We start from the raw sequence: 14,998 nt of genomic DNA, 5'->3' as shown, positions 1-14,998 counted from the left end.
GAAGTTAGTTTTGAAGAAAACGCATATTTATGAAACAACTTATAGCACTTTTAATGATAATTCTTTTTGCAAACCACACACATGCTCAGTCCAATAATTATGACGATCTCTGGAAAAAGGTCAGTCAGTTTGAAACTGACGGTTTACCAAAATCGGCTTTAGAGGTTGTGGAGCAAATAAGAACACTTGCCAAAAAAGACAACAATGCTCCACAAAACATTAAAACACTTATCTACAAAAGTAAATATGCTTTAACGCTAGAAGAAGATGCGCAACTCAACATTATTAATGAGTTTAAAACTGAAATTGGTACTAGCGAAACACCTGTTAAAAATGTATTGGAAAATATGCTTGCCACAATGTATTGGCAATATTTTCAACAAAACAGATACCTTTTCTACAACCGTACGCATACTGAAACTAAAGTGGATAGTACCGATTTTAGGACTTGGGATTTACAAACCTTGTTTGACGACATTCATTTGCATTATCAAAATTCTTTAAAAAACGGACTCATACTTCAGCAAACACCTTTGGTAAACTATGATGATATTTTGCTTAAAGCAACTGAATCTAAACGTTACAGACCAACACTTTTTGACCTTTTAAATCACAATGCACTAGCGTTTTATAAAACCGACGAAAACAGTATTACCAAACCTGCTTATCAATTTGAAATTGACAATGCAAACTATTTAAGTGATGCCAAAACATTTGCTAACCTAAACATCACATCAAAAGATTCTACATCGTTACAATTGCATGCGCTCAAAATTTATCAAGACCTGATACAATTTCACGTAAAAGATAAAGAACCTTATGCATTGGTAGATGCAGATATTGACCGTTTACTGTTTGTATCGCAAAACAGCATTTTAGATAATACAGAAAGTCTTCTTCTAGATACCTTAAGAGCTTCACAAGAGCTTTGGAACACACATGAAACCTCAGCTTTATATAGTTACCACATTGCTTGGACACTTTATCAACAAGGTAATAAGTATGTACCTAAGACAAATGCTGATGTGAGATGGAAAACTAAAGAAGCCTTAGAACTTTGTAACGCAGTAATACAAAAATTTCCTGAAAGTAGAGGTGCTGAAAAATGTGAAGTTCTTAAAGGCATGATTTTGCAAAGCAACCTTCAAATTACTACTGAACGCTTTTTACAAATTCAGCAGTATGGCAAAGCTTTGGTAAAGTATAAAAATATTGACCAATTGCATTTTAAAGCTTATAAAGTAACTAGTTCAGAAGCTACAGCTTATAACAAATTATATGATGCTGAAGAACGCCTGAACTACATCAACAAACTAAAAGTTACTGAGCAATGGCAAGTAGAATTGAAAAATGAAAATGATTACCAATTGCACACTACCGAAGTGATTTTACCAAAATTAAACAATGGTCAGTATATCATAATGGCAAGTGTTGATAATGAAGACAAGACATTTGCAACCCAAATCCTTCAGGTCACTGATATGGCAGTTGTTGAAAAATCAGACAAAACCCATCATATTTATCAAATTATTGAAAGGGAAAATGGACAACCAATTGCTGGTTTGGACGTAAAAATTTCTTATAAAAAAGACTATAATCGCAGCTACATTACCGAAGAATTAACCACAAATCAAAATGGTGAATTCAAACTAAAAAAGCATAAAAATGATTTCTTTTACGACCTCAGTATTTATGCTGAACGCAAAGGCGAAATCGCTTTTTTTAACGGATTTTATTTAAGAAATTATGGTTGGAGAGATGATATCATAACCACTTACCGAGCATTTTTATTTACTGATAGAAGTATATACAGACCAGGACAAACCGTTTATTTTAAGAGTATAGCTATGAAAGCCAAAGATGGAAAATCTGAGGTTTTAACAAATGAAAAATTAAGCGTTGTACTGTATGACACCAACTATGAAGTTGTAAAGGAATTACACCTAAAAACCAATGAGTTTGGTTCTATTTCAGGAGAGTTTATACTACCTAGCAACGGACTTACTGGTAATTACACACTTGATTTAAAAGCTAGCAGCAACGATATTCATGCTTCAAGTTCTATTTCGGTTGAAGAATACAAACGTCCTAAGTTTGAAACCAAGTTTAACCCTGTTACCGAAACTTACAAAGTTAACGACTCGGTAACTGTAAAAGGAACAGCTTTAGCTTATGCAGGAAGCAACATTACTGATGCTAAAGTGGTATATCGTGTACACCGAAAAGTGCAATATCCCGATTGGTACTATTGGTATCGTCCTTGGTTTAATAGCGAACCTCAAGAAATAACACATGGTGAAAGCATAACCAACAGCAAAGGTGAATTTGAAATCACCTTTAAAGCACTTCCTGATGAAAGTGTTGATAAAAGTAGTTTACCTGTTTTCAATTATGAAATTACTGCTGATGTTACCGACTTAAATGGTGAAACACGCAGTGCTACAACTATTGTTAATGTAGGTTACCATGCATTAATGGCTTCCATTTTGGTTGATGACACATTAGACAAGAACAAAAAAGACCACACTATTAGTATTGATACCAAAAACCTTAATGGTGAATTTGTTGCTGCTAAAGGAACACTTAAAGTATATAAATTAAATGCTCCTGACAGAGTTTTAAGACAGCGTACATGGGATGCACCAGATTATCAAGTTATTTCTAAAAAAGAATTTACAAGCAAGTTTCCACATGAAGCTTATAGTAACGAACATAATCCAGACAATTGGAAAAAAGGAACACTTGTGTTGACCAAATCTTTTGATACCGAAACCTCAAAAGAGGTTAAACTAGGCACCATTAAAAGATGGGAATCTGGTCAATACATTATTGTTTTAGAAAGTGAAGATAAGTTTGGTCAATTGGTAAAAGACCAAGCTAAAACCACATTATTCAGTGATAAAGACAAAACCTTAGCAGACAATCAACTTTTCAGTATTACAACAGACAAATCAACTTATAGTGCCAATCAAAATGTATTGGTTACTTTAGGTTCAGCTGCTGAAGATATTATTGTAACGCTTGAAGTTGAGAAAGACCAAGACATCGTCAAGACATTTATTATTCCGTTAAGCAACACTAAAAAAATCATTTCTATTCCTGTAACTAGTGATAATATTGGTGGGTTTGCTATTCATTATAGCTTTGCAGCTTACAACAGTTTTATGAGTTCAACATTGCCTATTGCTGTACCATATCCTAAAACCGATTTAGAGATAGAAACCCTAACATTTAGAGATAAGCTACAACCTGGAGCTGATGAAACTTGGAGTTTTAAAATTAAAGGCCCTAAAGGTGAAAAAGTAAGTTCTGAGCTGTTGGCAAGCATGTACGATGCCTCTTTAGACCAATTTAAACCTCACAACTGGACGTTTACCTCAATACAACAACCAACCTATTACTCAAACCATAACCGAAATGCGTCTCGTAGTTTTGGTACAAAAGGTTTTAGAGTGTTTAACCCTTCACTAATCCATAAACGTTTTGAGCGACAACAGTACGACCAACTCAATTGGTTTGGATTGTCTTTTGGAAGTAACTATCACATGTTACGAGGACGAGTTGCTGGTTTAGAGTTACGAGAAGAATCCATGAGAACTTTTTCTGCTGAAGAGATGGAATTGGATGAAGTTGTTGTAACAGATTCTCTTGGTAAAAAAGCTCTAGTATTTAACAGTAAAACTGAACAAAGTGGAGGTTACATAATTGCTGAAACAACTAAGAAAGATTCAAATCAAAAAGAAAACTTTGAAGATGTAGTAATTAGAAAAAACCTTCAAGAAACTGCATTTTTCTTTCCGCAGTTACAAACCGATGAAAACGGAAACGTAAGTTTTAATTTCACAACACCAGAAGCCTTAACCAAATGGAAATTGCAGCTTTTAGCACATACAAAAACGCTTCATAGTGCTGTAAGCAGTTTTGAAACCGTAACTCAAAAAGAATTAATGGTGTTACCAAATGCACCTCGCTTTTTACGTCAAGGTGATGTTATTACCATTAGTACCAAAATTGCTAATCTTACTGAACAAGCGCTTTCAGGACAAGCTAAATTAGAGTTAACAGATGCTATTTCAGGAAAAGATATTAATGAAGATCTTATCAGTTCCAACGTAGTTGAAACCTTTTCAGTGGATGCAAAAGGTAATACTCAAGTGTCATGGACGCTAAACATTCCTGATAATGTGAGTGCTGTTCAATATAAAATTATAGCAAAATCTGGTGATTTTAGTGATGGTGAACAAAGTGCATTACCTGTACTAACTAACAGAATGTTAGTCACCGAAACATTACCGATGTGGATAAAAAGTGATGAAACCAGAACGTTTACTTTAGACAAACTTAAAAACAACACATCTACAACCTTAAAACATCATAAGCTTACTTTAGAGATGACCTCTAATCCTGCGTGGTATGCAGTGCAAGCATTACCTTACCTTATGGAATATCCGTATGATTGTAATGAGCAAACCTTTAGTCGTTACTATGCAAATGCGTTGGCAAGTCATATTGCAAACAGCAACCCTAGAATACAAGAGGTTTTTAATCAGTGGAAAAACACAGATGCATTACTAAGTAATCTTGAAAAAAATGAAGAATTAAAATCTATTCTTATTCAAGAAACGCCTTGGTTACGCGATGCGCAAAGTGAAACTGAACAAAAGAAACGTATCGCTTTGTTGTTTGACATGAATAAAATGAACAACGAATTACAATCTGCATTACGCAAATTACAACAAAACCAAATGAGCAATGGCGCTTGGTCTTGGTTTAAAGGTGGACGCGAAAACCGTTACATTACGCAGCATATTATTACTGGTTTTGGACATTTAAAACACTTAAATGTAAATTCTAGTTTTGAAGAGCAATCAATGATACAACATGCTATGGAATATCTAGATGCTGAATTTGTAAAAGAATATAAAGACCTTAAAAAATACAATAGCAAAGTAGATTTAAGTAAAGACCACTTGAGCTATACACAATTGCATTATTTGTACATGCGAAGCTTTTTCCCTGAAATTAAAACATCAAAAGAAGTTGAAGACATTACCAAATATTACCACACACAAATACAAAAATATTGGTTGTCACGTTCGTTATATGCTAAAGGATTAATGGCTTTAATTACACACAGAATGGAAGATGATAAAACAGCTTCTAAAATCTTAAAGTCATTAAAAGAAAACAGTATTACTTCAGAAGAATTAGGAATGTACTGGAAAGAAAACACAAGTTCTTGGTATTGGTATCAAGCTCCTATTGAAACGCAAGCGTTGCTGATTGAAGCGTTTTCAGAAATTGAAAATGACACTAGAACTGTAGACAACCTAAAAATATGGTTACTTAAAAACAAGCAAACCAATCAATGGAAAACCACAAAAGCAACTACCGAAGCAGTTTACGCATTGCTATTACAAGGTAGCGATTGGTTAAGCGTTACCGAAATGGTTGATGTTGTTTTAGGTAATAAACCTGTTGAACCTTCAAAATTAGAAGCTGTAAAAGTTGAAGCAGGAACTGGTTATTACAAAACATCTTGGAACTCTACCGAAATTAAACCTGAAATGGCAGAAGTAAAACTCACCAAAAAAGGTAATGGCATTGCTTGGGGAAGTTTATACTGGCAATATTTTGAAGATTTAGATAAGATTACTTCCGCTGAAACACCTTTAAAACTTCAGAAGAAATTATTTAAAAAGAATAATACTGATACTGGTGAAGAGCTTACAGAAATTACTTCTGAAACGCATTTAGAAGTTGGCGATTTGGTTCGTGTACGTATAGAATTACGTAGTGATCGTGCTATGGAATTTGTTCACATGAAAGATATGCGAGCAGCAGGATTAGAACCTGTTAATGTAATGTCGCAGTACAAATGGCAAGATGGATTAGGCTATTATGAAGCGACTAAAGATGCAAGCACCAATTTCTTCTTTGATTATTTACCAAAAGGAATTTATGTGTTTGAATACGACTTACGTGTAAACAATTCTGGAGATATGAGTAATGGCATCACAACCATTCAAAGTATGTATGCACCAGAGTTTAGTAGCCATAGTGAAGGCGTGAGAATTTCAGTTAATAATTAAATAAAAAAGGCTTCAAAAATTTGAAGCCTTTTTTATTATTTACTTGGTGGCGTTGTTGGCCTAACCTCTATTTTACTAGGTAAGGTTCTTGGATTCATTTTTAATAAATCAACAACCAATTCACCAATATCTTCACTTTGAATTTTCCAAGCATCTTTATCACTTGGTTCATTACCATTAAAATGTGTAGACACTGATCCTGGCATAATGGTACTCACTTTAATACCATATTTACGCAAATCTAACATAACCGCTTGTGTAAAACCTGTAACACCAAACTTACTGGCATTATAAGCTGAACCATTCGCAAAGAAATTGGTTCCTGCCAAACTTGAAATAGAAATATAATAGCCTTGACTATTTTTTAAAGCATCAACACTTGCTTTAATAGTATAAAATGCTCCTGTAAGGTTTGTATCAATAGTATCTTGCCATTGCTGTAACGTAATATCTTCAATACTTGCAAAATGACCAACACCTGCATTAGCAATTACAACATCTAACTGTCCAAATTGGGAGACCACATCTTTTACAGCGTCTTGTTGGCTTTTAAAATCAGTAACATCGGCTTTGAGTCCAATAGCTTTTGCGCCTGCTTTACTTGACGCGTTTAATTTACCTGCAATTTCATGTGACCTTGCACTACTTCTGCTGGTTATGGCAACATGAACACCTTGATCCATTAAACATTTAGCAATGCCATAGCCAATACCTTTTGTGCCTCCTGTAATGAGTGCAACTTTATTTTGTAACATATATAAATTATTTTTTTGGTGGATAATTTTCTAAAATCTTTACCACAATAGCTTTGAACTTAGCTTCGCGTTTATCTGGTTTTGCATTTGGATTAAAACTGTCTTCACTTACGGCTTGCCAAAACAAACCAACACCGTTTTCATCAACAAAATCAATAATAATTTGACGATTGAGATTTGATTGTCCAACAGGAATTCCAATAGAAACGCCTCCTCCTACATTACGTCCTCCTCCACCTAGACCAACACCAACCGAACTTCGGTTTGCTTCTTGAAACTCATCGCTTTTAATATCTATAAAGAAGTCTGGTGTTTCAGACAAAGTAAGTCCTTTACTTTGAAGCTCTTCGTCTAAAGCGTTCATTAAACGGTTAGTATCCAGCTCACTTAACCCTGATTGGATATTTGCGTAATAATTATAAGTTTTATAAGTTGTAAAGTCGGTTGCAGTTTCGTAGTCGTAATTCACTCTAATTGGAGCGCAAGACACCAAAAACAGCACAACTATTAATGATAAATATCTCATAACTTTTTTATTTAAAGTTACGAAATTAATTACTCATCAGCAGGTTTTGCGTTAAGCATTTGCCAAAGTTTATCTTTAAGTTCTTGAAGACCTTGTTGCGCTACTGAAGACATAAACATATAATCTACTGGGAGTTCATTATCTAATTCTTCTTTAAGCTCTGCTTTTAACTCGTCATCTAGCATATCACTTTTAGAGATAGCTATAAAACGTTCTTTATCTAAAATTTCAGGATTGTAGCGCTTTAATTCATCTAGTAAAATATCATACTGTTTTTTAATATCATCAGCATCCGCAGGAATTAAAAACAACAATACAGAGTTACGCTCAATATGACGAAGGAAATAATGTCCAAGTCCTTTTCCTTCTGCAGCACCTTCGATAATTCCAGGAATGTCAGCAATTACAAACGATTGATGGTCTCTATACTCTACAATACCTAGGTTAGGTTTTAAGGTTGTAAACTCGTAATCGGCAATTTTAGGTTTAGCAGCTGTAACCACTGAAAGTAGTGTAGATTTTCCTGCATTAGGGAAACCCACTAAACCAACATCAGCTAAAATTTTAAGCTCAAGAATAATGTCACGATCTTCTCCTGGAATTCCAGGTTGCGCATATCGTGGTGTTTGGTTAGTAGAACTTTTAAAATGCCAGTTTCCACGTCCTCCCATACCACCTTTGGCAATGATTTTTTCCTCGCCATTTTCGGTAATTTCAAAAAGGATTTCGTTAGTTTCTTTGTCTCTAATTACAGTTCCTAGTGGCACATCCATGTACACATCTGCTCCATCGGCTCCTGTGCTTCTACTCTTACCTCCATGCTCACCATGTTCAGCTCTAAAATGCCTTTTAAATTTATAGGTATACAAAGTCCATAGGTTAGCATTACCACGAATAATAACGTGACCTCCTCGTCCACCATCACCTCCATCTGGACCTCCTTTTTCTATATATTTTTCACGATGTAAATGCGCAGAACCTTTACCTCCATTTCCGGAAGCAACGTGTAGTTTTACGTAATCGACAAAATTACCTTCAGTCATTGTATGAGTTTAAAAGTTGAAAGTTTAAAAGTTATAAATTTTTAAACCCAAATAAAGTTATAACGAATCTATAACAGCACTTAATCGCTCAGTGATATCTTCAATACTACCAACACCATCTACACCATAATATTTGTCTTGTGCAGAATAGTAATCTTTAAGTATAGCTGTTTTTTTGTAGTATTCTTTAATTCGGTTTCTAATAATGTTTTCATCAGCATCATCAGCTCTACCACTAGTTTTACCACGCTCTAATAAACGTTGCACTAAAACTTCATCATCAACTTCAAGAGCAATCATAGCATTAATTTGAGAGTCCTTTTGATCCATTAATTTATCTAATGCTTCAGCCTGTGCATTGGTGCGTGGAAAACCATCAAAAATGAACCCTTTAGCATCTGCATTTTTTTCTACTTCAGCATTAAGCATATCAATAGTTACTTGATCAGGAACCAACTCTCCTTTGTCCATGTATGATTTTGCTAACATGCCAAGAGCGGTTTCATTTTTAATATTGAATCTAAACACATCACCTGTTGAAATGTGTACTAAACTGTATTTTTCTTTTAAAAATTCGGCTTGTGTGCCTTTTCCTGCTCCTGGAGGTCCAAATAGGACAAAATTAGTCATGTGTTGTGTGGTTTTTAATTGATATATCGCTGGCAAATCTCTACCTAGTCCATCATAGTCAAGTCCGTAACCAACTATGAATTTATTAGGAATTTCCATACCAACATAATGTAGTTTAAAATCTTTCTTATAGGCTTCTGGTTTATAAAACAAGGTCGCTATTTTAAGTTCTTTTACATTTTCGTTTTTGAAAATTCTATGAACTTCAGCTAGTGTTTTACCAGAGTCGATAATGTCTTCTAAAATTACAACTGTTCTACCTGTTAAATCTTGTGTTAAACCTACTAGACGCTGAATATCGTCAGTAGATTTTAAACCTTCATAAGACGCTAGTTTTATAAAAGTAACTTCACAAGGTTTTGGGTATTTCTTTACAAAATCGCTTACAAACATAAACGACCCATTTAAGATCCCAACAAACACTGGTACTTCATCTTGCAAATCGTTTGCTATGGCAGTAACCATGTGTTGTACAGTCGCTTGAATTTCGTCTTCAGAAATAAACGGTTTAAAATGTAAATCGTGAAGCTTTATCACTTGTTTTTAATTTTAGAAATGCAAAGATAATCATTTGATTAACGTTTTGCGAATTCTCGTTTAGATTGTTAAGATTTTAGTTTTTTCAGAGGGTTTTGATTTGTACTTTTGTGGAAAATCAACACAATGAATTTTTTCTCTTCAGAATTTAAGCTAGGTATTCTTGGTGGTGGACAACTTGGTAAAATGATGCTTTACAATACCAGAAAATTTGACATCCAGACTAAAGTACTAGATGCTAGCAACGAAGCACCTTGTAAAATTGCATGCGACGAGTTTCAACTTGGTGATTTAATGGATTTTGATGCGGTTTACAATTTTGGAAAACAGGTTGACGTTTTAACCTTTGAGATTGAAAACGTAAACACAAATGCACTTGAAGCTCTAGAAAAAGAAGGCGTAAAAGTATATCCTTCTTCAAAAACTTTGAGAACCATTCAAAATAAAGCAACACAAAAACTGTTTTATAAAGACCATAACATCCCTACAGCCGATTTTACTCGATTCGCTTACACTTCTGAAATTAAAGAAGCTATTCACAATGGAGGTTTACAACTCCCCTTTGTATGGAAAAGCGCTCAGTTTGGTTATGATGGTAATGGTGTAAAAGTTTTAAGAACTATAGAGGATTTAGAAGGTTTACCTAATGTTGAGTGTATTGCAGAAAACATGATTCCGTTTAAAAATGAACTCGCAGTTATTGTGGCTAGAAATGTTGATGGTGATATAAAAACGTATCCAGTAGTTGAAATGGAATTTCATCCTGAAGCCAACCAAGTGGAATATGTTATTTGTCCTGCACGAATTGATGACACTGTTGCGCAAAAAGCTCGTGAAGTGGCTTTAAATGTTTCAAAAGCGTTTAACCATGTTGGACTTTTAGCGGTTGAAATGTTTCAGACTAAAAACGATGAGATTTTAGTTAACGAAGTAGCACCAAGACCTCACAATTCAGGTCATCAAACTATTGAAGCGAGTTACACTTCACAGTTTGAACAACACTTACGTGCTATTCTTAATTTACCATTAGGGCAAACCGATAGTAAAGTTGGTGGAATTATGGTAAATTTGGTAGGAGCCGAAGGTCATACAGGAGATGTTGTTTATGAAAACATTGCTGAAATAATGAAACTAGAAGGTGTTACACCTCATATATACGGAAAAAAACAAACACGTCCGTTTAGAAAAATGGGACATGTAACCATTGTAAATGAAGATATAAACGAAGCAAGACGTGTAGCTGAACAAGTAAAGAAAACCATTAAAGTTATAAGCAAATAAACTATGAGCAAAGTAGGAATCATTATGGGAAGTAAAAGCGATTTGCCTGTTATGCAAGACGCTATTGATATACTAAAAGGATTTGATATAGATATAGAAGTTGATATTGTTTCGGCTCATCGCACACCTGAAAAACTATTCGATTACGGTAAAAACGCACATACAAGAGGCATTTCAGTAATTATTGCTGGAGCTGGAGGTGCAGCACACTTACCTGGTATGGTAGCTTCTTTATCTCCACTACCTGTTATTGGTGTTCCTGTAAAAAGCAGCAACTCTATTGATGGTTGGGATTCTGTTTTATCTATTCTTCAAATGCCTGGTGGTGTTCCTGTTGCAACTGTGGCTTTAAATGGTGCAAAAAATGCAGGAATTTTAGCTGCTCAAATTATTGGTAGCTCTGACCAATGTGTTCTAGATAAAATAATGGTTTACAAAGAAGGTCTGAAAGCCAAGGTAATAGAATCTGCTAAAGATTTATAACAAAAAAACCTCGACAGAAAGCCGAGGTTTTTAACGCTATTAATCAATTATTTCTTTAAAGAGCTCTCTTTAAAACTCTTATGAAAAATCTGCCGCAAAGATAAAATTATATTTTAAATAAAAACCTAAAAAAAAAGTTAATATTCAGTATTTCAATTTCTTAGTAGGAAAAATATCACACTGACTTTAACAATTAATAGCACTTAAAATGAATATTTTAAACAAACCCTTTGACACTCAATTTCATACTGCTCCGTTTTCAAAAATAAAGAACGAGGATTTTCTTCCTGCAATTAAAAAAGGAATTGAAGATGCAAAAGCAGAAATTGATGCCATAACCAACAATACGGAAGCACCAACATTTCAAAATACTATTGAAGCTTTAGATTTTTCAGGTGAACAGTTAGATAGAATCTCAAGTATATTCTTCAATTTAAATTCTGCTGAAACCAACGACGAAATTCAAAAGATTGCTCAAGAAGTTTCACCTTTATTATCTGAATTCAGTAATGATATTACTTTAAACGAAACGTTATTTAAGCGTGTTAAAGTCGTTTACGATGCCAAAGACAGTTTAGATTTAACAACCGAACAGTTAACACTTCTTAATAAAAAATATAAAGGGTTTTCCAGAAATGGAGCCAATTTACCTGAAGACAAAAAACAACAGCTTCGCGACATTGATAAAGAATTAAGTAAACTAAAACTAAAATTTGGCGAAAACGTACTGGCAGAAACCAACAAATATGAACTTCATATTACTAATGAAGCTGATTTAGATGGTTTACCAGAAAGTGCCAAAGAAGAAGCCAAACAAACTGCTGAACAAAAAGGTAAAGACGGTTGGATGATTACCTTACAGTATCCAAGCTACATTCCATTTATGACCTATGCTAAAAATCGTGAGTTACGTAAAAAACTAGCTTTAGCATTTGGAGCAAAAGGGTTTAACAATGATGCATTAGACAATCAAGACATTGTTTTAAAAATTGCCAAATTGCGTCATCAACGTGCCAAATTATTAGGGTACAAAACGCATGCGAATTTTGTTTTAGAGGAGCGAATGGCAAAAAACCCTGAAACTGTAAATACCTTTTTAACCGATTTGTTAGAAAAGGCTAAACCAGCTGCCGAACGTGAATTTAAAACATTAAGTGATTTTGCCAAAGAACTAGATGGTATTGAGCAATTACAAAAATGGGATGGTGGTTATTATTCAGAAAAATTAAAACAAAAGCTATTCGATTTAGATGACGAAAAGCTAAAACCTTATTTTAAACTTGAAAACGTTATTAATGGTGTGTTTACCATTGCCAAAAAATTATACGGTTTACAGTTTGAAGAAATCAACACGATTGATAAATACCACGACGATGTACTTACTTACAAAGTAACTGATAGTGACGGTAATTATATTTCTGTTTTTTACGCTGATTTTTTCCCAAGAGCAGGAAAACGTAATGGTGCGTGGATGACTGTTTACAAACCACAGTATGTGAAAAATGGCGAAAATAGCAGACCTCACATTTCTATAGTTTGCAACTTTACTAAACCTACAAAAACCAAACCTTCACTTCTAACCTTCAATGAAGTCACCACACTTTTTCACGAGTTTGGTCACGCTTTACATGGTATGTTAGCCAACACTACCTACCCAAGTATATCTGGCACAAGTGTGTTTTGGGACTTTGTAGAATTACCAAGTCAGGTATTAGAAAACTGGTGTTACGAGAAAGAAGCTTTAGAGCTGTTTGCAACACATTATGAAACTGGAGAAGTGATCCCAATGGATTTAATTGAAAAAATAAAAGCTTCGGCTACGTTTCATGAAGGTATGCAAACTTTACGTCAATTAAGTTTTGGGTTACTGGATATGAGTTGGCATGCTAATGAAGCACCAGAAACAATAAATTCTGTAAAAGCGCACGAACAAAAAGCATTTGAGAACACTAAACTTTATCCTGATGTTGCTGAAAATTGTATGAGCACCTCATTCTCGCACATTTTCCAAGGTGGATATTCATCTGGTTATTACAGTTACAAATGGGCTGAAGTATTAGATGCTGATGCTTTTGAGTTTTTTAAGGAAGAAGGCATTTTTAGTAAAAATGTTGCACAGAAGTTTAAGGACAATGTGCTTTCACAAGGAGGAACTGAAGACCCTATGACGCTTTATAAACGTTTCCGTGGAAAAGAACCTCAACCAGAGGCACTACTAAAACGTGCTGGTTTGATTGAGAAGTAAAAATTATGATTAAATAACGTTGTTGTTTTATGAAGTTTTTAAAGCTTTTAGGACATATCTGCGTTATTCTATTTTTAACTGTAATTACACAAGTTGGTGGAATTGTATGGCTCTTATCTGTTTTTGTTTCAAAAAAGGTAAAAACTAAAAAGCGCTATACATTTCCACTTTTATATTTAGTCTTTAACCTTTTAATTATTCCGCCAATTGCTAAAATATTTGGTCGTGAAAAGTTACCAGTTTTCAGTTCAGAACTTAAACCAAGAAATATAGCATACCCTTTACTTTTTAGAAATTATGTAACTCCTGAATTAAGTAATCTGTTAATAACTTCAGCTACAGATTTAAACTCTAGCAACATTTCAATTACTTATCTAGATGCTAACTTTCCTTTTTTAAATGGTTTTCCGTTGCTGCCACATTTAAGTCATAATGATGGTAAAAAAATTGATATTTCATTTCAATATTTAGATAATGAAGGAATGCCTACCAATAAAAAACCTTCTGTTTCAGGATATGGAGTTTATGTCAATTCAACAAATCAAACATCAGAAAAATGCAAATATGAAGGCTATTGGCAATACGACTTTCCAAAATACTTATCTTTTGGAAAATTAAATGAATTAACTCTAGATGAAAAAAACACTAGAACTCTAGTGTTAGAATTCGTTAACAACTCCAATACTCAAAAAATCTTCATTGAGCCATATTTGAAGCAACAATTGCAGTTGCAGAATTATTCAAAAATCCGATTTCATGGGTGTCAAGCTGTAAGACATGATGATCATATTCATTTGCAAATAAAATAACTTTCAATAATTTTTGAAAGTTTAAAATGTTTTATATATTTGCTCTATGGAATATCAAGAAGCAAAAGAAAAATTTATTAGCACTTGGGGAAGTTTGGGCTCGCTTTGGGGAATAAATAAAGCCATGGCGCAAATTCAAGCATTGCTTTTTATTTCCACAAAACCCTTGTCTATGGAAGACATCATGGAAGAACTTAAGATTTCAAGAGGTAACACTAGCATGAACTTAAGACAATTAATGGATTGGGGAATTGTAACCAAAGAAATTATTCCTGGTGAGCGTAAAGAATATTTCACTACCGAAAAAGATGTACAAGAATTAGCACGAATTGTCGCTAAAGAACGTAGCAGACGTGAAATTAAACCAGTGGTTAAAATCCTAAAAGATGTATCATCTATAAAAGATGATGGCACTGAAAAAACTAAAGAACTTATAAAACAAACAAAAGCATTACATGAACTAACCGACACAATGGATACTATGATAAACAAAGTGGTAAACCAGCAACAAAATTGGTTAACAAAGTCGTTACTTAAACTCTTTAAATAAAAAAATTTAAATCATACTTTCAAAAATTATTGAAAGTTTAAAAATAT

10 protein-coding genes are annotated in these 14,998 nt (G+C 33.9%); 6 read left to right on the top strand and 4 right to left on the bottom strand.

Going from position 1 to position 14,998, the window contains the following annotated elements; translation table 11 throughout:
- The first annotated feature begins 29 nt into the window (after positions 1 to 29).
- Positions 30 to 6,092: an alpha-2-macroglobulin gene (locus DMZ43_RS10520; RefSeq protein WP_131508108.1), complete on the top strand. Its 6,063-nt coding sequence runs from the start codon at positions 30 to 32 to the stop codon at positions 6,090 to 6,092.
- Between the two features lie 35 nt (positions 6,093 to 6,127).
- Here the strand turns inward: DMZ43_RS10520 and DMZ43_RS10515 are convergent, their stop codons facing one another.
- From DMZ43_RS10515 to DMZ43_RS10500, 4 genes are read right to left on the bottom strand one after another with little or no spacing between them, the layout of a single operon-like run.
- Positions 6,128 to 6,847, bottom strand: a complete 720-nt coding sequence (locus DMZ43_RS10515) for an SDR family oxidoreductase (protein WP_131508106.1) — start codon at positions 6,845 to 6,847, stop codon at positions 6,128 to 6,130.
- Positions 6,848 to 6,854: 7 nt separating this feature from the next.
- Positions 6,855 to 7,373, bottom strand: a complete 519-nt coding sequence (locus DMZ43_RS10510) for a DUF4136 domain-containing protein (protein ID WP_131508104.1) — start codon at positions 7,371 to 7,373, stop codon at positions 6,855 to 6,857.
- Positions 7,374 to 7,402: 29 nt separating this feature from the next.
- Complete coding sequence (gene obgE / locus DMZ43_RS10505) at positions 7,403 to 8,416, bottom strand: GTPase ObgE (protein WP_131508102.1); 1,014 nt, start codon at positions 8,414 to 8,416, stop codon at positions 7,403 to 7,405.
- A 57-nt stretch (positions 8,417 to 8,473) separates the two neighbouring features.
- Positions 8,474 to 9,583: an adenylate kinase gene (locus DMZ43_RS10500; RefSeq protein WP_129761466.1), complete on the bottom strand. Its 1,110-nt coding sequence runs from the start codon at positions 9,581 to 9,583 to the stop codon at positions 8,474 to 8,476.
- Positions 9,584 to 9,709: 126 nt separating this feature from the next.
- Here DMZ43_RS10500 and DMZ43_RS10495 point away from each other — a divergent pair, with 126 nt between their 5' ends.
- The 5 genes from DMZ43_RS10495 (at position 9,710) to DMZ43_RS10475 (ending at position 14,951) form a co-directional block, all read left to right on the top strand.
- Entirely contained in the window at positions 9,710 to 10,864 is a 1,155-nt protein-coding gene (locus DMZ43_RS10495; RefSeq protein WP_131508100.1) for a 5-(carboxyamino)imidazole ribonucleotide synthase, read from the top strand.
- Positions 10,865 to 10,867: 3 nt separating this feature from the next.
- Positions 10,868 to 11,347: a 5-(carboxyamino)imidazole ribonucleotide mutase gene (gene purE, locus DMZ43_RS10490; RefSeq protein WP_129761468.1), complete on the top strand. Its 480-nt coding sequence runs from the start codon at positions 10,868 to 10,870 to the stop codon at positions 11,345 to 11,347.
- Positions 11,348 to 11,555: 208 nt separating this feature from the next.
- Positions 11,556 to 13,592 (top strand): M3 family metallopeptidase, encoded by a 2,037-nt coding sequence (locus DMZ43_RS10485; RefSeq protein WP_131508098.1) that lies wholly within the window; start codon positions 11,556 to 11,558, stop codon positions 13,590 to 13,592.
- Between the two features lie 29 nt (positions 13,593 to 13,621).
- Positions 13,622 to 14,401 (top strand): hypothetical protein, encoded by a 780-nt coding sequence (locus tag DMZ43_RS10480; RefSeq protein ID WP_131508096.1) that lies wholly within the window; start codon positions 13,622 to 13,624, stop codon positions 14,399 to 14,401.
- A gap of 46 nt (positions 14,402 to 14,447) precedes the next feature.
- Entirely contained in the window at positions 14,448 to 14,951 is a 504-nt protein-coding gene (locus tag DMZ43_RS10475) for a GbsR/MarR family transcriptional regulator (RefSeq protein ID WP_131508095.1), read from the top strand.
- The last annotated feature ends 47 nt before the right edge of the window (positions 14,952 to 14,998 follow it).

It is taken from the genome of Meridianimaribacter sp. CL38 (assembly GCF_004328055.1).
Classification (GTDB): Bacteria; Bacteroidota; Bacteroidia; order Flavobacteriales; family Flavobacteriaceae; genus Gaetbulibacter_B; species Gaetbulibacter_B jejuensis.
This window is presented reverse-complemented; position numbering and strand designations above follow the sequence as displayed.